This window comes from Endozoicomonas sp. SESOKO4 (assembly GCF_024606275.1).
In genome coordinates this window covers 1-19,591 of sequence record NZ_JAHHPS010000565.1, presented here as the reverse complement: position 1 = coordinate 19,591, position 19,591 = coordinate 1, and the positions used below count along the sequence as shown (strand labels likewise).

At 49.8% G+C, this 19,591-nt stretch carries 14 protein-coding genes and 1 pseudogene; 9 read left to right on the top strand and 6 right to left on the bottom strand.

The window, feature by feature from the left end; all coding sequences use genetic code 11:
• Positions 1 to 47 precede the first annotated feature (47 nt).
• The 7 genes and pseudogenes from KDK16_RS11045 (at position 48) to KDK16_RS11015 (ending at position 11,293) form a co-directional block, all read left to right on the top strand.
• On the top strand, positions 48 to 332 hold the full coding sequence (locus KDK16_RS11045) for a hypothetical protein (protein ID WP_257276146.1): 285 nt from the start codon (positions 48 to 50) through the stop codon (positions 330 to 332).
• 144 nt (positions 333 to 476) lie between these two features.
• Positions 477 to 3,806, top strand: a complete 3,330-nt coding sequence (gene recC, locus KDK16_RS11040) for an exodeoxyribonuclease V subunit gamma (RefSeq protein WP_257276145.1) — start codon at positions 477 to 479, stop codon at positions 3,804 to 3,806.
• Positions 3,803 to 7,564: an exodeoxyribonuclease V subunit beta gene (gene recB / locus KDK16_RS11035; RefSeq protein WP_257276144.1), complete on the top strand. Its 3,762-nt coding sequence runs from the start codon at positions 3,803 to 3,805 to the stop codon at positions 7,562 to 7,564. The genes recC and recB overlap by 4 nt, the downstream gene beginning before the upstream one ends.
• Positions 7,561 to 9,639, top strand: coding sequence for an exodeoxyribonuclease V subunit alpha (recD, locus tag KDK16_RS11030; RefSeq protein ID WP_257276143.1), 2,079 nt, complete (start codon positions 7,561 to 7,563; stop codon positions 9,637 to 9,639). Before recB ends, recD begins: the two co-directional genes overlap by 4 nt.
• A gap of 10 nt (positions 9,640 to 9,649) precedes the next feature.
• On the top strand, positions 9,650 to 10,663 hold the full coding sequence (gene ansA / locus KDK16_RS11025; RefSeq protein WP_257276142.1) for an asparaginase: 1,014 nt from the start codon (positions 9,650 to 9,652) through the stop codon (positions 10,661 to 10,663).
• A 133-nt stretch (positions 10,664 to 10,796) separates the two neighbouring features.
• Positions 10,797 to 11,048, top strand: coding sequence for a type II toxin-antitoxin system Phd/YefM family antitoxin (locus KDK16_RS11020; RefSeq protein WP_257276141.1), 252 nt, complete (start codon positions 10,797 to 10,799; stop codon positions 11,046 to 11,048).
• A pseudogene (locus KDK16_RS11015) lies at positions 11,045 to 11,293 on the top strand (Txe/YoeB family addiction module toxin). The gene KDK16_RS11020 and the pseudogene KDK16_RS11015 overlap by 4 nt, the downstream one beginning before the upstream one ends.
• Positions 11,294 to 11,312: 19 nt before the next feature.
• Here the strand turns inward: KDK16_RS11015 and ung are convergent.
• The 4 genes from ung to prfB form a co-directional block, all read right to left on the bottom strand.
• On the bottom strand, positions 11,313 to 11,996 hold the full coding sequence (gene ung / locus KDK16_RS11010; protein WP_257254274.1) for a uracil-DNA glycosylase: 684 nt from the start codon (positions 11,994 to 11,996) through the stop codon (positions 11,313 to 11,315).
• 171 nt (positions 11,997 to 12,167) lie between these two features.
• Positions 12,168 to 12,908: a TetR/AcrR family transcriptional regulator gene (locus KDK16_RS11005; protein WP_257254275.1), complete on the bottom strand. Its 741-nt coding sequence runs from the start codon at positions 12,906 to 12,908 to the stop codon at positions 12,168 to 12,170.
• 209 nt (positions 12,909 to 13,117) lie between these two features.
• Positions 13,118 to 14,611 (bottom strand): lysine--tRNA ligase, encoded by a 1,494-nt coding sequence (lysS, locus tag KDK16_RS11000; RefSeq protein ID WP_257254276.1) that lies wholly within the window; start codon positions 14,609 to 14,611, stop codon positions 13,118 to 13,120.
• An 88-nt stretch (positions 14,612 to 14,699) separates the two neighbouring features.
• Positions 14,700 to 15,798 (bottom strand): peptide chain release factor 2 gene (gene prfB / locus KDK16_RS10995; protein ID WP_257276140.1). Its coding sequence is split into 2 segments (ribosomal slippage): positions 14,700 to 15,722 and positions 15,724 to 15,798, totalling 1,098 coding nucleotides; the frame shifts between segments, so codons are not numbered across the junction.
• 324 nt (positions 15,799 to 16,122) lie between these two features.
• On the opposite strand from prfB, the gene KDK16_RS10990 reads away from it, so the two are divergent.
• Positions 16,123 to 16,353: a hypothetical protein gene (locus KDK16_RS10990; RefSeq protein WP_257276139.1), complete on the top strand. Its 231-nt coding sequence runs from the start codon at positions 16,123 to 16,125 to the stop codon at positions 16,351 to 16,353.
• Between the two features lie 114 nt (positions 16,354 to 16,467).
• Here KDK16_RS10990 and dinG read toward each other — a convergent pair whose 3' ends face one another.
• Both dinG and KDK16_RS10980 read right to left on the bottom strand, forming a co-directional pair.
• Positions 16,468 to 18,618, bottom strand: a complete 2,151-nt coding sequence (dinG, locus tag KDK16_RS10985) for an ATP-dependent DNA helicase DinG (protein ID WP_373690686.1) — start codon at positions 18,616 to 18,618, stop codon at positions 16,468 to 16,470.
• Complete coding sequence (locus tag KDK16_RS10980; protein WP_257276137.1) at positions 18,611 to 18,895, bottom strand: DUF1145 domain-containing protein; 285 nt, start codon at positions 18,893 to 18,895, stop codon at positions 18,611 to 18,613. The genes dinG and KDK16_RS10980 overlap by 8 nt, the downstream gene beginning before the upstream one ends.
• Positions 18,896 to 18,965: 70 nt before the next feature.
• Between KDK16_RS10980 and KDK16_RS10975 the strand changes: the two genes are divergently transcribed.
• Positions 18,966 to 19,469, top strand: a complete 504-nt coding sequence (locus tag KDK16_RS10975) for a YchJ family protein (protein ID WP_257276136.1) — start codon at positions 18,966 to 18,968, stop codon at positions 19,467 to 19,469.
• Positions 19,470 to 19,591: the final 122 nt, after the last annotated feature.

The following is a 19,591-nucleotide window of genomic DNA, read 5'->3' as shown; positions in this document are numbered from 1 at the left end:
ACACAAGAACCTAGAATGAGAAGAGGAACACCTACTCCGGATGAATCATGGATATTGAAAAACGATCCCAGCAAAGCCTTGATGAGAGCAAGAGCTGCATTCTTGAAGCTCAGAACCTGATGGACAAAATGGCCGCCCTACGGGGAAAGCTGAACATTAAGGAAGGTGCAGGTCGTCGCTACCTTCAGAAAATCAAGCCCGACGAAGCCAGTCTGAAAACGGCCGAGAAGGAAATTGCCAACCAATACACGGGAAAAAGCAGCAACCCGAAACAGAAGAAAAAGAGGCATAAGAACCTGATGAATGCCCTGCACAGACATGGCAGAGCCTGACACAGAACATTGACAGATCGCCAGAACCACCTGAAATTGTTGGATTTTTATCTCGAAACCTCTTTACCCCTCCATTTATGTTGACATAGCCCGCCAGAACATGAAGAGTTAGAACCATCATTGATACAGGCTGATTCTCCTCTCGTGTTCACCATTTATCACTCTAACCAGCTTGACCTGCTCAAAGACCTGCTGATTGACCTGATACAGCGGGAGCCACTTCCTAACCCGCTGGAAGATGAACAGATTCTTGTTCAGAGCCCCGGCATGGCTCAGTGGCTGCGGCAGGAGCTGGCACAGTCCATGGGCATTGCGGCATCGCTCAACTTTCCACTGCCAGCCAGTTTTCTCTGGGACATGTTCGTCAAGGTGTTGCCGGATGTCCCTAAACGTTCAGCCTTTAACAAGGAAGCCATGACCTGGAAGCTGATGTCATTGCTGCCCAATATGCTGGATGAAGAGGCCTTCAAGTCTCTTAGACACTATTTGGCTGATGATAACGACACCGTGCGCTGTTACCAGCTGGCCGGCAAGGTCGCTGATATTTTTGACCAATACCTGGTTTATCGTCCGGAATGGATTGCCGATTGGGAACAGGGAAAGGATGAGACAGCAAGAGATCAGCTCTGGCAGCCTGTGCTCTGGCGGGCGCTAGTCTCCAGAACATCCGAAGCCGGCCAGCCTCACTGGCACCGGGCCAATATGCATCACCGTTTTCTGAGTGCATTGGAGAATAACTCTCATCAACAACCTCTTGATAAACGGTCGTTGCCCCGCAGATTGTTTGTTTTTGGGATTTCTGCACTCCCCCCGCATTTTGTGAGAACCCTGAAAGCACTGGGTCAGCAAACCGATGTCCATCTAATGGTCTGCAACCCCTGCCAATACTATTGGGGAGACGAGAAAGACCCTAAATATCTGGCTAAACTGGCTGCACGGCTCTTTAATAAACACGCCAGCCAGTCGACGACTCAAGCCGGTGATGGCTCCTCACAACAGACCGACCTTTTCGAGTCTCTGGTTGATGAGCAAAGTAACGCTCTGTTAGCCTCAATGGGTAAGCTGGGCAGAGATTATATGCACCAGCTACATGATTTGGATGCCACAGAAATCACTGCCTTTGTGGATGGTCAGGAAGACTCCCTGCTGCACCGGATTCAAAAAGATATCCTGAATCTGACCGACAGAAGTATGGAAAGTCCGGTCACTATTGCCTCTGACGATCCATCTCTGGTTTTCCATGACTGCCACAGCGCGCTCAGAGAATTGGAAGTTCTGCATGACCAACTACTCAGACTGTTTGAGCTGAATCCTGATCTCACGCCCAGAGATGTTGTTGTCATGCTGCCTGACGTCGATCAGTACAGCCCATGGATTCGGGCTGTTTTTGGTGGCCTGCCGGAACATCACAACGATCCACGATACATCCCCTTTGCTATTTCAGATCGAAGTGCCCGTCAGGAATTTCCTCTACTGAAAGGCTTGCTGGAACTGCTTGATTTGGACAATCAACGCTGTAGTGCTCAGGACATGCTGGAACTGTTGGAAATTCCAGCTATTCAGAGACGCTTCCAGATTGATGAAAAGGGCTTTGAACTCCTGCGCCGATGGATCAATGAGTCAGGCATTCGCTGGGGATTAAGCCCTGAACACCAGAGTGGCTTTGGCGTCCCCCCAAGAGAGAGCAACTCCTGGCTCTTTGGCCTTAAGCGCATGCTGCTGGGTTATGCGCTTCCGGAAGATTCCGGTCTTTTCTCGGGTATACTACCAATGGATTCCTCTCAGGGAATGAATGCGGTTCTGAGCGGTCAACTGGCGGCCTTTGTTGAAGCAGCCTCTGAACTCATTCTGCAACTCAACCAATCCCGATCCATTGAAAGCTGGACTCTCTTTATCAACCAGATACTCGAAAACTTCTTTGCAACCGACGAAGAAGATGAGTACGCACTGAAACTGGTCAGAAGCTCACTGGAACACCTGACAGAGCAAGTTCGTGATGCAGGCTATACCAACCGACTATCGCGACCCGTTTTGCTGGATTACCTGACAGAACGGCTCACCAGTGAAAGGAGCAGCCAGAAATTCCTTTCAGGCCGCGTCAATTTCTGCACACTGATGCCCATGCGCTCCATTCCTTTCAAGGTAGTCTGTCTCTTGGGCATGAATGACGGTGCTTATCCGAGAAGTATACCTCCTGCCGGTTTTGACTTGATGACAGAAACCCCTCGGCGGGGTGACCGCTCTCGCCGTGAAGACGACCGCTATCTGTTTCTGGAAGCTTTGCTGTCTGCACGCCAGACGTTCTACATCAGTTACACCGGTCGAAATATCAAGGACAACAGTGAACGTATACCCTCGGTGCTGGTGACGGAACTGCAGGAATATTGCAGTCAGTTTTTCCCTGATAGTAAAGCTTTTCAGAACCTGATCACAGAACACCGATTGCAACCATTCAGTCAGGAAAACTTCACTCCGGACACTGGCCTCTTCAGTTACGCAAAAGAATGGCTTCCGGCAGCCAGTAATCCCACTGAATCATCAGCACCTTTTCTGACTTCATCGCTAAAATCCCGTGAATTACCAGAAGAACTGGAAGTTCCGGAATTATTGAGATTCTTTCGTAATCCCAGTCAATATTTCTGCAACCGGAGATTAAAGGTCTTCTTCGAACAGGAAGAAACCTTGTTAGCCGACACTGAACCTTTTGCTCTGGACGCACTGGACACATACTGGCTCAAATCATCCATACTGGAAGCCTTACTCACAGAGAGCAGCCTGGACAGCCTCCGGGAAAAATTAAACGCCACTGGTACACTACCCCATGGCGCCTTCGGTGAACTGCTGCTGGAAGACCAACAGAATAGTGTCTCTCCTCTCGTGGAAAAGCTAAGGGATGCCATTCTTAAACCCCTGGATGATGTTGAGGTCAATCTCTCAGTCGCCGGTATCAAGGTCACTGGTTGGCTGAAACAACATTACTCATTTGCAGGTCAGAATTCCGGGCTGCTGCGCTACCGGGCTGCCAGACTGAAAGCAAAAGACAAGCTATTCGTCTGGATAGAACATCTCCTGTATTGCACCTCTCAGGAAAATTCGGGAGCAACTGGCCATACCCGGCTGATAGGCCTGGACGAAGAGATAGTGTTTACTGTCATCCCTGCACAACAGGCCAGAGCTTACCTTAACGATCTGGTATCGCTTTACCTCAGGGGACAAACTCGACCTGTTCCTTTCTTTCCTGCGACCTCACAGGCGTGGCTGGAGAAAATGGATGAGGAGGAAAAAGCACGCAAAGCGGCCGAGACAGCCTTTTATGGTGGTTTCATGGTTCACGGGGAAATTGAGAATGCTTACATACAACGAACGTTTCCTGAGCTAGAACCCATCTTTGACGAATTTACCGACCTGAGCCGTCTTATTCTCGGGCCCATGACTGACACGATCGAAGTGGTTTCAGAGGGAAGCCGAAAATGACTGCAACCACTCATGTGCCTTTAATGGAGCAACACCCCATAACAAAAATAGCCAACCAACCAATGCAGCTGGAAGCACGAACCTTCCCCCTGCACGGAAACCGTTTGATCGAAGCCAGCGCCGGAACAGGCAAAACCTATACGATTGCCAACCTTTTTCTCAGGCTGGTCCTTGGGCACGGGCCCGAGCACGATCAGAAAAAGTCAGCCCACTGCAAACCTCTGACAGTTGACCAGATTTTGGTAGTCACCTTCACCGAGGCAGCCACTGGGGAACTGAGAGATCGTATTCGCGCCCGACTACATCAGGCCAGAGAGGCGTTTGAAAAGAGTCTGACGGATGATGACTTCATAGCAACACTGATGAACGACCTTGATCATCATACAGAAAGAGCTCGACTGCTGCTGGCCGCAGAACGTCAGATGGATGAGGCAGCCGTATTCACCATACACGGCTTCTGTCAGAGAATGCTGAGACAGCATGCCTTCGAAAGTGGCACGCTATTTTCCAATGAACTGATTACCGACGAATCTCACTTGCTGGAGCAGTCAGCCGCAGACTTCTGGCGTACCGAACTTTACCCATTAAATAAACCCTTGGTACGACTGGCCCGATCTGTCTGGAAAACCCCCGGCGACCTGCTGAAAAGCCTGCGAGGGCTACTGGGCAAACCGGGGCTACAGGTTGAAACCGGCGGAATGCCTGACACCCTTGAACGCTTCAACCGTCAGTACGTTGAACCCGCTCTGACCATCAGAAACCTTTGGCGTGACAACCGCCACGACATCGAAGATCAACTGCTGTCCTGTGGCCTTAAAAAAAACAGCAAACCTTTCAAGCGAGTAGCCAAAATGGCAGCGTTTGCCAACAGCGATGCTCTCTTTCCGGACCTTGGCAAGAACGAGAGCTGGGAAATCTATGGCAGGGAGATTCTGGAAAACGCCCTTGCCAAAAACGGCAAATTGCCTACGCACAGGGTTTTTGCTCTCATCGAAGACTTGCTGAATCAACCTGCCAGTATTCAGGATGCTTTCAAAAGCATGATGCTCGCCAGAGCTCTGTCGAGCATTCAGCAGAGAAGCCTCTCGATTAAAGACCAGAAGCATCAGATGTCGTTTAACGACCTTCTGACTCGTCTCCATCAAGCACTTCATGAAAATCATGGCGAACAGCTGGCCACCAAACTGCGAGTCCAGTTTCCGGTCGCCATGATTGATGAGTTTCAGGATACCGACCCACTGCAGTACGCCATTTTCAGCCGGATCTATCCCAGTCACTCAAGCTCCAGCCGTAGTGCCGGACTGTTTATGATCGGCGACCCAAAACAGGCTATCTATGCGTTCAGGGGAGCCGACATCTTTACATATATGCAGGCCAGAAATCAGGTCTCGGCTCATTACTCTCTGGATACCAACTGGCGCTCCGGCAGCAACATGGTGGACAGTGTCAATCGGGTCTTTGAAATGAGCCTTCACACCCCAAAAGACAACGACGGTCGTCCTCCTTTTATCTACAAAGACATTCCATTTTTATCTGTTAAACCTTCACCAAAAGCTGATAAGCAGCGTCTTTTGGAAGCAAACACTGAGGTTCCGGCTCTTACCATCTGGTGGCAGGACAATGAAGGCACCGCAGTGGGCAAAACAGAGTATGAACAGACAATGACCCTGGCGACAGCCAGTGAAGTCAACCGACTACTGAGCCAGGCTCAGGCTGCCATTCATTCAGACGAAAATCAACAGCCTCTGAAACCCGGGGATATTGCCATACTGGTGAGAACTGGCCGACAGGGCCTGATGATCAGGGAAGCCCTGGCAAAACAGGGAATTCCCAGTGTTTATCTGAGCAGCAGTGATTCCGTATTTGCTTCGAACGAGGCGGTTGATGTGCTAAGAATTCTTACCGCCTGCCTCAACCCGGGCCACGATAGAACCTTGAGATCGGCTCTGGCCACGCCACTGTTGGATCTGACAGCTGAGACTCTGGATGCACTGAACGACGATGAGCTTGCCTGGGAACGCGCCGTTGAAGAGTTTTCAGATTACCATCAGATCTGGATGAAACAGGGCGTTCTGCCAATGCTCAGAGTACTGGTGCAAAAGCGTAAACTGGCAGAGCAACTGTTAGCAAAAGATAATGGCGAGAGGCGTCTGACAAACCTGTTGCATGTGGGTGAACTGCTGGCTGCAGCCAGTCTTGAGCTGGAGAGTCCCCACGCTCTGCAGCGATGGCTGTCTGAACACATCAGCAAACCGGATACCAATGCCGATGAGCAGCAACTGCACCTTGAGAGCGAACGCAACCGGGTACAGATTGTCACCATCCATAAATCCAAGGGCCTGGAATACCCTGTCGTGTTTTTGCCCTATATCTGCAGTTTTAGAGAAGCGGAAGAACCGGTTTATCATGACAGCCAGCACACCACGTTGGACCTGTCTGGTGATGATCAGGCTCTGATCAAAGCCGACAAAGAAAGACTGGCTGAAGACATTCGACTACTTTACGTAGCACTGACTCGTTCAATCTATCGTTGCTATATGGGCATGGCTCCCGTCAAAAGTGGTTCTGGACGAAAAGGTGACCTGACTGATCTGCACAGAACGGCCATTGGCTGGTTGCTGAACGGCCCTGAGGTACTTGATTATGCGACGCTTGAGCAACAATTGAAACATCTGGCGCAAAGGCACCCTGCCATTAATTTCCAGCCCGTTGAAGAGCTTCAACTCCCAGTCTACCGGAGCGAATCTGAAGAAAGCCTTCATCTTGTCGCGGCAGAGTTCCGGGGTGAGATCCAGAAAGACTGGTGGGTAACCAGCTACTCTGCATTGTCCAGAACCTCACACTCTCATAAGAAAGTGCAGAGGCACCAGGCAGTTCAAGCGCCTGATGCCTCAATGGAAACAGCCGGTCTTGATATCGAAGTGATGAGTGAGACAGAAGAATCTGTTAATAGTGAACTGCAATCGGAAGCAGAAAGATTGGATATTTTCACTTTCCCGAAAGGCGCCCGACCCGGAACCTTTCTGCACGCACTGTTCGAAAACCTCGAAAATCTGGCAGAAGATACGTTGAACTCCCAGCCCTGCGACTTATCCAGCTACGTTCTCGAACACTTACAAACGGAAGGCTTTGATGAAAAGTGGTGCCCTACCCTCGAGAATATGTTGGATCATTGCCTGCACGCCCCATTGAACGACACTGGATTAACTTTGGGAGATATTCCTATACACGCCAAAAAAGTCGAGATGGAGTTTTACCTTCCAGTAGACAAACTCAGAGCCAGGGAATTAAACGCTATCCTGCAATCAGAAGACAAGCTGTCTGCCCAAGCGGAATTACTCGACTTTGTGACCGTGAAAGGAATGTTAAAAGGCTTTATCGATCTGACCTTTGAACATAATGGCCGCTGGTATGTTCTGGACTACAAGTCAAACTGGCTGGGAGATCAGCTCAGCGACTACACGCGGGAAAATATGCAGAACGTCATGATTGAGCACCGATATGATCTTCAGTATCAGCTTTACTCACTGGCATTGCACAGATTGCTGAGCAGCAGACTGCCAGATTATGATTTTGAACGACATTTTGGCGGTGTTTATTATCTGTTCCTCAGAGGCATCCGAAAAGATGAGCCTGACCAGCCGGGTATTTTCCATTGTCGCCCCAATAAAGCCCTGATTGAAAAACTGGATCGTCTTTTTTATGGAGATCCTGCCTCGAGTGAAGAAAGCTCCACCCGGTCCGGAGTCTCTTCATGATCAATGTCATCAAGCATCTTTACCAACAAGGCAAGATTCGCCCTCTGGATTATCAGTTTGCCCGTTTTATTCAGGAACTGGACGACACACCCTGTGTAGTACTGGTGGCAGCCCTCATCAGTCATGAGCTGGGCCGGGGCAACCTCTGTCTGGAGTTCAGCCACTTATTTAATGCCCCACTGTTCGAATTAAGTCGGACACAGAGCGACCCACTCAGAGCAATAGCGTACATTGACACTCACTCCGAAGAAACACTGATCCGTCTTTTGCTCTCAAGCCCTGTTGTCAGCAATGGTCAATCCAATACGCCTCTGATTCTGGACGGTAAACGACTCTACCTGTACCGATACTGGCAACATGAGTGCCTGGTTGCCCGGCACCTGCTCAAACTGGGAAGGCAGGCGGAAGACCTTCAGGAAACCAGAACTATCCTGGATCGACTGTTTCAGCGAAACTATTCCACTCTTCTTGAGAATCGACCCAACACGAACGATTCACAGCCCCTACAAGACTATCTGATTAAATGGCTCGATGTAGAATTTCCCGAGGCCGTTGACTGGCAGGCCGCTACCCAAACACTCCTGTCTGCGAGGCAAACTGATGACCTTAAAACTCTTGATCAACTGATACCGCAACACTGTTGCCTGAACTGGCAAAAAGTAGCAGCAGCCATGGCGGCGACTCAACCTCTGGTCATCATCAGCGGTGGACCCGGTACCGGTAAAACAACGACCGTGACAAGACTGCTGGCCATGCTGGTTGAAAAAGGTATGAAGAGTGGCAAAATACCCGACATCCGTCTGGTGGCACCCACTGGTAAAGCCTCAGCTCGACTCACTGAATCAATGGGTGGCGCTCTGCCGACTCTTCATTGCGGTGAAGAGATCCGTAATCTGATTCCAGGTCAGGCTGGCACGATTCATCGGCTATTGGGTGTCATCCCTAACCGACCAGAATTTCGCCACAATGCCAGCAACCCCCTGCATCTGGATATACTGGTGGTGGATGAAGCCTCGATGGTCGATCTGCCACTAATGCGTCAGCTGCTGGATGCACTGCCTGAACATGCCCGGATCATACTGCTGGGCGACAGGGATCAACTGGCTTCTGTTGATGCTGGCAGTGTGCTGGGTGATATTTGTTCGGCTGCTGAGGGTGGTTACACACTGGCACAGGCTGACACACTGGAACAATTAACAGGCTTTAATATGAAGTCGTTTTCAATGCGACAAATGCCCACAGCAAAACAGAACAACGCAGCAGCCTGTTTCACACAAAAAAACCTGGCCATCAACGACCGCTTCTGTCAGCTTCAGAAAAGTTACCGATTTGATGCCCGATCAGGGATAGGCACTCTGGCCAAGGCCGTCAACAAAGGCGACGCCAGACAAACAATCAGGGTATTTCAGCAAATGTTTGATGATATTGCCCTGTACCCAGTGGACGAAAATAGTTACCAGCAACTGATGTCACTCTGCGCACAAGGCTATACCCCCTATCTTCAGGCCATTCATGATCAGCAAGATGAAAAGACGGTTTTGAGGGCCTTTAACCATTTTCGCCTGCTCTGTTCATTGCGGGAAGGACGCTGGGGGGTTGAAGGACTGAATGATGGCATTCGTTCTGCTCTGGCAAGAAGAAACCTGATTCCATCGGAGGGCTTATGGTATCCGGGCCGCCCGGTTTTGATTACCCGCAACGCTCATGACCTTGGCCTGTACAACGGTGATATTGGTATTGCTATGCCTGATCGCAACAACCGTCTGAAAGTGGTCTTTGAATTAGCCGACGGAAGCCTCAAGTACCTTCTGCCCAGTCGCTTGCCAGAACACCAGACCGTTTTTGCTATGACGATACACAAAAGTCAGGGGTCAGAATTCCCCCACACTGTCATGGCACTTCCAGAGCAGATGACACCGGTGCTTACCCGGGAATTGCTTTACACCGGCATCACCCGGGCCAAGACCAGGCTGGACCTGTTTGCACTGCCGCAGATTCTGGTTAAAGCCATTCAACAGAAAACCCTGCGTTCGTCAGGATTGAAAGACCGACTCATTAACCACTACAGCTACTGAAATTGCTGATATGACCAAAAAAATCTACGTTATTTATACCGGTGGCACCATTGGCATGAAACCCACTGATTCGGGTTATGCCCCCTCTGGTAATATGCAGGCGCTTCTGGACGAAAAGCTACCTCTCCACACCCGCCGGGGCCTTCCGGACTTTGAACTGGTAGAATATGAGGAACTGATCGATTCCAGTAATATCCGCCCACAAAACTGGCAGCAGATAGCAACGGATATTGCCGATCACTATGAAGACTACGATGGTTTTGTAGTTCTGCACGGTACTGACACCATGGCATACTCCAGTTCAATGATGTCATTTATGCTTCGCAATCTCGGTAAACCGGTTATCTTCACTGGCTCCCAGATCCCACTGTGTGAACCTCGAAGTGATGGTCTGGAAAACTTTGTTGGTGCCCTGAGTATTGCCACTGATGAACGCATCAACGAGGTGTGTCTGTACTTTAACGGACGTTTAATGCGCGGCAACCGGGCTCGTAAGCAAAATGCCTATCTGTTTGATGCCTTTGACTCCCCTAACTTCCCATGGCTGGGGCGTGCTGATATCAACATCGAGCTCAATGACCTGCTGTTATTGAAACCTGAAAACAAGCCAGAATTTCATCTTGAATGCTCTGAAGATACCCTGGTCGGTATTGTGCAACTCTTTCCCGGTATCACTGCCCAGTGGCTGGAAACAGTCCTGAACCAACCTCAAAAAGCCTTTATCATGAGGACTTATGGCACGGGAAATGGCCCTGACGGCGACCCGGTACTGCTGGACACTTTGAAAAAGGCGACAGATGCCGGCAAGATCATTGTAAACCTGACCCAATGTCACAGGGGCTCTGTTCATCAAGGCAGTTATGCTGCAGGCTCGGCGCTCGCCAAAGCGGGGGTTATAGGGGGTCTGGATACGACGACAGAAGCCATGTTCTGCAAGCTTCATCATTTATTGTCAAAGGGTCACTCAACCCGGGAGATCAGAGAGCTGATCGGACAGAATATTTCTGGTGAGCTGACGATCTGAAGAAACGACGGGGACTTTCAAATACTCATTCAGCCTTTTATCTGCCGTAAGCGAAGCGAATCGGCTGGATAAATTCGTTAAGTTGCACTAAAAAACTTTACAGAATAATGAAGATGTACAGTAGAGGAAAGCTATGGATACGATTAGTTATACATCAGCAAGAAATAATCTGGCAAAAACCATGCAACAAGTGTGTTTTGACCATGGTCCGGTAGTGATTACCAGAAAAGGTGAACAACCAGTCGTTATGATGTCAATGAGCGACTATCAATCGCTGCAAGAGACAGCATATTTACTGCGAAGTCCAAAAAATGCTCGTCGTTTGTTTGAGTCTATAGCTGAGTTAGAAAATAGAACAGGTACTGAACGAGAGCTGATGGAATGAAGCTGACTGTCTCAGAGTGAGCTTGGGACGATTACCTTTACTGGCAAAAAACAGATAAACGGGTCAACTCATTAATTAAAGAAATTAAGAGAACGTTCTATGAAGGAACCGAAAAGCCAGAGCCATTGAAACAGGGTTTATCAGGTTATTGGTCAAGACGCTTAAATAATGAATACCGGATTGTATATAAATTTGAAGACATCTCCATTTTGATAGCTAATCTGCGCTATCACTATAGAGTTTGATTTAGCAACATAACCCGTTTTAAATAGCTGGCAGCTGCCAGTCAATGGGCTGCAAACCTCTAGAGGCCAGATAATCGTTGGTCTGGGAAAAAGGCCGACTGCCAAAGAAGCCCCGGTTTGCCGACAGAGGCGAAGGGTGCACAGCCTGCAATACCAGATGTTTGCTACGGTCAATGAATTGCCCCTTGCGCTGGGCATAACTGCCCCAGAGGATAAACACCAGCCCTTCCCTTTTATTGTTCAGCTCAGCAATCACTTTGTCAGTAAACTGCTCCCAACCTCGCTTCTGATGAGAAGCGGCCTGCTTGTGCTCAACGGTCAAGACGCTGTTGAGCAGCAAAACGCCCTGTTCAGCCCAGTGTTCAAGACAACCATGGCGGGCGGGAGGAATCCCAAGATCACTTTGCAGCTCTTTATACATGTTGACCAGTGACGGAGGAATCCGAACATCGGGACGCACCGAGAAACAGAGCCCATGGGCCTGACCCGGACCGTGATAGGGATCTTGCCCAAGGATCACTACCTTGACCTGCTCAAAAGGCGTCAGATCCATCGCCCGAAAATATTCACTGCCTTTTGGGTAAATCGTTTTGCCAGCGGCCTTTTCAGTCAGCAGAAAACTACGCAGAACTTGCATATACTCCTTGTTAAACTCATTCTGCAAATGAGTCTTCCAGGACGGCTCGAGCCTGATTTCCTGCATAGGATTCCCTCTGTTCCAAAGGTTTAAGATAAGAACCGGATGACAATCGGGCCATTATACACAAATGGATAATACCGAGCTGGCTCACGAAAAAAAACATCGTACACCAATAGAAGAGAGGTGTACGTTATCTCTGTTCTTACTTCCTGTAGAATGGCCGTTGATAGTCAGTCAGTGACCATTGCTGAACATCAAAACGATCTGGCGATGCAGTCTTTCTCTGATCGGTGCCATATCCAGCCTACCTTCCTGCAAGAGCCCCTCATATTCAACCTGCGCAATGAAAGAGGCAAAAAGTTGAGCATCGGTTTCTGGTTGTGAGGAGCCTGTGCGCCTGAAGAGTGAGACCAGACTGTTCAACAGGTAGGTCTGATGTTTAAACGCGATGGGACGCAGAGTTTCATTCCTCAGACACTCCAGCTGGAAAGCCCGTTCTGCAATCAGATAATCACGGTGCTCAGTCAGCTGGTTGCCAACATAATCAACCGCCAGATTGAGCATCTGATCGACAAACTGAGCTCTGGCATCATTGGTGCCATCGAGCAGGGAGAGCGCCTTTTGCAGTTGATCGTCTGACTCTTCCCAGAATGCCTTGAAGGTTTCAGCCCCCATTTCCACAAACAGGGTAAAAGTGTCTGTAATGAGGTCGGAAATATCTTTGAAGTAATAGGTGGTTGCAGAGAGAGGTACCTGAGCTTCTTTGGCAACAGCGCGGTGCCTTACGCCACGGACTCCGTCCCTTACCACGATTCTTAGTGCTGCTTCCAAAATGGTTCGACGACGTTGCTCACTGTTGGCCCGACTGGTTTTACGTCCTTGATATTTCAGAGTTCCGTCTCCGAGAGCAGCTCCTTCATTTTGGGCCATCTGCGATAGGACGCAGTTTCTTTCGTCACTGTACGTTGCTTCCATGAGAAAATGCCTTGCAGTTGCCTGTTAGTCTTATGACGCCTGAAGCCATCTCTAAAAATAAAAGAGGAATTCCAGTTACGCCAATCTTCTTGTACTTCAGCTTGAAAACCGACGTTAGACAGTCATGCTCCAAGCTTGGTCAATGGCCGCTGAAGACTGGGCTGAAGGTTCGGCAGACAGATAGACTGACTGCCGGAATCCAGCCGGGATTACTGCTGGGGTCGCATGTGCGGGAACAACAGTACATCACGGATGGAAGGTGCATCAGTAAACAGCATGACCAGACGGTCTATACCAATACCCTCACCCGCCGTTGGCGGCAAACCATACTCCAGAGCGTTGATGTAGTCTGCATCAAAGTGCATGGCTTCATCATCGCCAGCGTCTTTTTCTGCGACTTGCTGACGAAAACGCTCAGCCTGATCTTCAGAATCGTTCAACTCGGAGAAACCGTTGGCCACCTCACGTCCGCCCACAAAAAACTCAAAGCGGTCAGAAATGAATGGATTGCCATCATTACGACGTGCCAAAGGCGATACCTCTGTTGGATATTCGGTAATGAATGTCGGATCCATCAGACGGTGCTCAACCGTTTCCTCAAATATCTCGATCTGAATCTTGCCCAGACCCCAGGTACCCTTGACCTCGATACCCAGCTTTTCCGCAACCTGAGTCGCTGAATCAATCGTATCAATATCAGCAACCTCAAGATCCGGATTGAAGTGCAGTATAGAATCGAAAACCGACATACGCACAAATGGCTTGCCGAAATCGATCTCGTTACCCTGGTAAGTCAATGTCGTCCCACCGGTAACGTCCTTGGCCAGACGCTTAAAGAGGGCTTCCGTGTGATCCATCATGTCAATGTAATCTGCGTAAGCCTGGTAGAACTCAATCATCGTAAACTCAGGGTTATGACGTGTAGACAACCCCTCGTTACGAAAGTTCCGATTAATTTCAAACACTCGTTCGAATCCGCCCACGACCAAACGCTTCAGATAGAGCTCCGGAGCAATGCGCAGGTACATATCAATATCCAGTGCATTATGGTGAGTCACGAACGGGCGTGCCGTTGCACCTCCCGGAATCACTTGTAGCATCGGGGTTTCTACTTCCATGTAGTCCTGCCCATGGAAATAGTCACGAATCACCTGAACAATACGGGAACGAATACGGAAAGTTTCACGAGATTCTTCACGGGTAATCAGATCCACATAACGTTGACGATAACGCATTTCTGTATCGGTCAGCCCCTTGTGCTTCTCGGGCAGAGGGCGCAGGGATTTGGTCAGCAGCTCTACATGCTCCATATCCACATAGAGATCGCCCTTGCCGGAACGCTGAAGGGTTCCTTCAGCACCGATGATATCCCCCAGATCCCAGGTTTTGGCTTCTTTCAGTACTTCTTTAGCCAGCGCTTTGCGGTTCATGTAAACCTGGATACGACCGGACATATCCTGAATTTCCATGAATGCGCCGCGATTCAGCATGATACGGCCAGCGACCTTGATCTTCTTGCCGGCGTCCAGCAGCTCTTCCTTACTGGTATCAGCGAACGCCTTCTGAAGATCTGCAGCCAGCGCATCACGACGGAATTTGTTTGGGAAAGCGACCCGTTCAGAACGAATGGTATTGAGTTTTTCACGGCGAAGAGCCACCAGCCGGTTCTCTTCCCGGGCATCTAAAATCTGTTCTTCAGACATATTTTCTCCAGTTCACCCCCTTGGGGGCTGGGAGCAAACAGCTGCCTGTTACTCCCTTGTGTAAACTGTTCTCTGTTAACGGCTGAGATTACAGGCCTTTCTTGAGGCTTGCCTCGATAAACTTATCGAGATCTCCGTCAAGAACAGCCTGAGTATTACGGGTTTCTACGCTGGTTCTCAGATCCTTGATGCGGGAATCATCCAGAACGTAGGAACGAATCTGACTGCCCCAACCAATATCGGACTTGGAATCTTCCAGAGCCTGAGCGTCTGCAGTGCGCTTCTGCATCTCTAGCTCATACAGCTTGGCTTTTAACTGCTGCATGGCCTTGTCCTTGTTCTGGTGCTGGGAACGTTGGTTCTGACACTGCACCACAATGCCTGAAGGCTCGTGAGTAATACGAACCGCAGAGTCGGTGGTGTTTACGTGCTGACCACCGGCACCACTGGAGCGGTAGGTATCAATTCGAAGGTCGGCCGGATTAATCTCGATCTCAACGTTATCGTCTATCTCCGGAGAGACAAAAACCGATGAGAAAGAGGTATGGCGGCGGTTGCCGGAATCAAATGGAGACTTTCGTACCAAACGATGCACACCTGTTTCTGTTCTCAACCAGCCAAAAGCGTATTCACCGGTAAACTGAACCGTAGCCGACTTAATGCCAGCCACTTCTCCAGCAGACACTTCAATGATTTCAGTTTTGAAGCCCCGCTGTTCACCCCATCGCAGGTACATACGCAATAACATGTTGGCCCAGTCCTGAGCTTCTGTTCCACCGGAACCCGACTGAATGTCCAAATAGGCATTATTGGGATCCATTTCTCCGGAGAACATGCGACGAAACTCCAGCTCTTCCAGCTTTTCGCTTAGCTGGTCCAGCTCTTCCACAACGCCTTCCACACCGTCTTCGTCCTGCTCTTCCACCGACATTTCCAGCAATTCACTGGCATCTTCCAGGCCTGATGTCAGCTGTTCAATGGTAGAAACAATGCCTTCCAGAATGGAACGCTCCTTACCCAGGGCCTGGGCACGTTCTGGCTCATTCCAGACATCCGGATCTTCAAGCTCCCGCTCTACTTCCTGCAGACGCTCACTTTTGTGAGCGTAGTCAAAGGTACCCCCTAAGCACGTCAGTACGTGCTGTCAGATCCTTAATACGCTCCTTGATAGGGTTTACTTCAAGCATGATTTATCGCTCAGTATCGTTCAGGGTTCGATGAAAAATCGGGAAATATCACTTCAGCTGCCGGTATTGACCGTGAACATGGCTAATGCTCCTAATCGGGAACAGAACCGGATGGCTTGACTTGGGCAGTGAGAGGAAGGAATCATTTCCACAATAAAAAACAGCCGTCCATTCTACCTGATCAGCGGATGCGTTGGAATGAGAGAAAAATAAAAGCCAATCTCCGGGAATCGACTCCGGCCCGAAGAAAATTCAGGGAACATTTTCAGCATCTTGCAGTCAAAACTATTGAGACGAGAAAGAAACAACCAAGAGGTATACATTATGATTAAACAGAAACTGACTGCACTGGCCCTGATCTTTCCCCTGTCCGCATTGTCGCTGACCGGCTTTGCCGATGAAGAAGAATCAAGGCAGGACGAGAGTAATAAAAGCGAATGGGTCATCGACCTTCACAGCCTCGTTGCCAACAACGAAGATACGAACACAGAGGAAGAGCCTTCCTCGGATGAAAATTCTTCTTCCGAAGAAAACAAGCTTTTTGAGCGGCTTTAAGACAGTGGCGAAGCCGGAAGAGAAGTCGGAAGAAAACTCAGAAACCGGCATCTGGTCTGGCTTCTGCCGTCATTGACCGGCATCGACAGCAGAAGCAGCCACTCTCCGGGAAATTCAGAGAACTGCGTGTTCTATTGCTCTTCTGAAAGGCGGAAGAGAATCCAGAATCATGCGACCATACCTGGCGGTGATCACTCTTCGGTCCAGCAATGTGATCTGGCCGGTGTCCTGCTCTGTTCTCAACAGACGACCACAGGCCTGTACCAGCTTGATGGCTGCGTCCGGAACCGTTATTTCCATGAATGGATTTCGGCCCTGAGCCTCAAGCCATTCTGACAGTGCCGATTCCACGGGATCATCGGGCACCGCAAAAGGAATCTTGGCAATGATGACATGCTCACAATACTCACCCGGCAGATCGATCCCTTCTGCGAGACTGGCCAAGCCAAAGAGAATACTGTCTTTGCCATCATCAATATGCTTGCGATGCAGTTTCAGAAGTTCCGCTCTAGAATAATCATCCTGCAAAAGGATCTTCTTGCGCCACTCATCATCGAGACCAAAATGCACATCTTTCATCTGCTTGCGGGATGAGAAAAGTACCAATGTACCTTTTTGAGTGGACATCAGATCAGGCAGCTTCTCAACGATTTCTTCCGTATGCTCCTCACTCTGACGAGGATCAGACAACATACCCGGCACCACCAGCTGAGCAGCAAAACTGTGCTGGAAAGGACTGGGAACAACCACACAACGAGACTCGGATGGAATCCCGGAACGCATGCGAAAACGGTTAAAGTTACCCAGGGCAGTGAGCGTGGCAGAAGTAACAATCGATGCATAACCCGGATTCCAGAGCGTCTGCCAGAGTGTTGCCGAAGAAAGAATAGGACTGCTGAAAACCTCCAGTTCCTCGCCAAAGGGCCCTTCACTCCACTTCAGCCAGCGCGCACTGGGCGGTTCGCCTTCGGGATCTTTCATGGTGTAGGTCAACCAGAGTTGAAACTGGCTCTCCAGTCGCATCTGCATCGCGCCAATTTCCGGAAACAGTTGCTCAGCCTGCCAACGGTCAATGCCAGGAACATCTCCGTCCATAGCATCATTCAGTTCCCTGGCAACCTTTTCAACCATCCCACTGCATCGACTGAAGCCGACTTTGAGCATTTCAGCTTGCTGACGAACGGCTTCGGGCACTTTTCCTTCAGGAAAACGATAAACAGCAACCGTCGTATCACCCTGGATTCGTGGTTCAAAAGTTGCGACCCCTTGTAACAGAGTCCGGGTATGACCCAGATTATTCACCAGCTCATCAAACTCTGGCATGAGTTTTTCGAGCCTTTCACCCAACTCTCCGGGCAGGGCATTCTGGGACAGGGTCTTCTGCAAATTCTTGCTGGCTTTCTCCAGCCAGCTGGCAGTCCCTTTTATCCGGGAATGACAGGCGAAATGATCAATCGCCTTGTCAGGCAGATGGTGGCCCTCATCAAAGACGTAAACGGTATCTTTAGGATCAGGCAGAATAGCACCACCGCCCAGAGCCAGATCAGCCAGCACCAGGTCATGATTGGTCACCACCACATCGGCCTGCTCCAGATCTGCCCGGGCTTTGTAGAAAGGACACTGATTAAAATAGCCACACCGTCGACCACTGCATTGAGCATGATCCGTGGTGATCATTCGCCATTGCGGGTCTTCCAACGCATCGGGCCAGCTGTCACGGTCACCTTCCCACCTGGAAGCGGCAAAGTCTTCCAACATTGTCTGGTAGAGCTTCAGGGAAGACTCGTCCTGCTCCGGGGTAAAACCTTCCCCGGCAAACATATCAATCAATGAAGCCGTTGACTGCTCTTCTTGCAACAGCCGATCGAGCTTGCTCAGACAGGCGTATCGTCCACGCCCCTTGGCCAGGGTAAAAGAGAACTTGAGTCCGGTTTTCAGGATAATGTCGGGCAGATCCTTGCTGATAATCTGCTCCTGCAGCGTCACTGTCGCTGTTGAAATCACCAGCCTTTTATCGGCAGCCTGCGCCATCACCACCGAAGGCAGAACGTAACCTACCGTTTTACCGGTTCCGGTTCCTGCTTCGACCACAATTACAGAAGGATCAGATGTTCTGCGTCCTTCGCTATCAGTCTTGACCTCACCCAGGGAACGGGCGACTTCTGCAATCATCTGTTTCTGACCGGGCCGGGCCTTCAGCTTTTTGCTGGCCAGAAATGTGCTGTAAGCGTTCTGGATCTTTTTTTTCTGAGAATCTTCAAGCACTGTGCTGATCACCCACAGCCTGGATCGGTATTTTTTTCATCAGGCTCATCAGATGAAAACCACCAAAAATCAAAATCATGTAGCGATCTTTCATGGACAGTGGCGCCCCCATGGCAGCAAAACGGCGACTGAAGAAGAAATGCTCAGCAGTGTGCATCAGCAGCAGTAGCGGCGCAGCCCACTTAACAACGGCCCCCATGGGTTCTGCCATGGGCACGAAGAGATTCCACAGTGCCGACAGCCAGAATAAAACCACCACTGCTTTGCCAAGGCGCATGTATATGATCCTGTAAGTTGGGTAAAATGACATTCTAACGAAAACCGATCACTCCTGCTCGAAGAATTACATGACTGAAAACAACTCTGGGCTTAATTCTGTCTCTAGTGTAAACCATTGCCCCTGTGGCTCAGGCCAAATCTATAAAACATGCTGCGGTCGCTATCATTCAGGAGAAACGGCTCCGACAGCAGAAGCCCTGATGCGCTCGCGCTTTTCAGCTTACTACCTTAAAAACACAGACTATTTGTTAGCCACCACCTGGCAGCGCCAGATCGACGGATTGGACAGGGCCGGTATTCATAAAAAGGCAGACGCTACCCATTGGACCCGACTGGATGTTGTCAGCACTGAAGCCGGTGGCCGTTGCGACACTCGGGGAAAAGTGGAATTCAGAGCCTGGTTTCTGAACCCCACCACCGGCAGGGAAGAAGCGCATCATGAGCAATCAGACTTCGTCAGGGAAGAGGGTCGCTGGTATTTTATTTATCCGGATATTCCAGCCATTCTGCCCGGAAGAAACGATCCTTGTATCTGCGGCAGTGGCAAAAAATACAAAAAGTGTTGCGGTTGATTCTCTGCCCACTTTATTCATCGACAGATTACTGACCATCAAATTTAACGGGTATCCAGGTAGCTGATCATTTGGTTTAGTTTTTGAGTGGGAAATAACCTGGAAACTATTCTATATTGAGT

Coding starts and splice junctions, on each gene's coding strand:
- KDK16_RS11045 (WP_257276146.1), top strand. CDS start 48: ATGGATATTGAAAAACGATCCCAGCAAAGCCTTGATGAGAGCAAGAGC.
- recB (WP_257276144.1), top strand. CDS start 3,803: ATGACTGCAACCACTCATGTGCCTTTAATGGAGCAACACCCCATAACA.
- recD (WP_257276143.1), top strand. CDS start 7,561: ATGATCAATGTCATCAAGCATCTTTACCAACAAGGCAAGATTCGCCCT.
- ansA (WP_257276142.1), top strand. CDS start 9,650: ATGACCAAAAAAATCTACGTTATTTATACCGGTGGCACCATTGGCATG.
- KDK16_RS11020 (WP_257276141.1), top strand. CDS start 10,797: ATGGATACGATTAGTTATACATCAGCAAGAAATAATCTGGCAAAAACC.
- ung (WP_257254274.1), bottom strand. CDS start 11,996: ATGCAGGAAATCAGGCTCGAGCCGTCCTGGAAGACTCATTTGCAGAAT.
- KDK16_RS11005 (WP_257254275.1), bottom strand. CDS start 12,908: ATGGAAGCAACGTACAGTGACGAAAGAAACTGCGTCCTATCGCAGATG.
- lysS (WP_257254276.1), bottom strand. CDS start 14,611: ATGTCTGAAGAACAGATTTTAGATGCCCGGGAAGAGAACCGGCTGGTG.
- KDK16_RS10990 (WP_257276139.1), top strand. CDS start 16,123: ATGATTAAACAGAAACTGACTGCACTGGCCCTGATCTTTCCCCTGTCC.
- KDK16_RS10980 (WP_257276137.1), bottom strand. CDS start 18,895: ATGCGCCTTGGCAAAGCAGTGGTGGTTTTATTCTGGCTGTCGGCACTG.
- KDK16_RS10975 (WP_257276136.1), top strand. CDS start 18,966: ATGACTGAAAACAACTCTGGGCTTAATTCTGTCTCTAGTGTAAACCAT.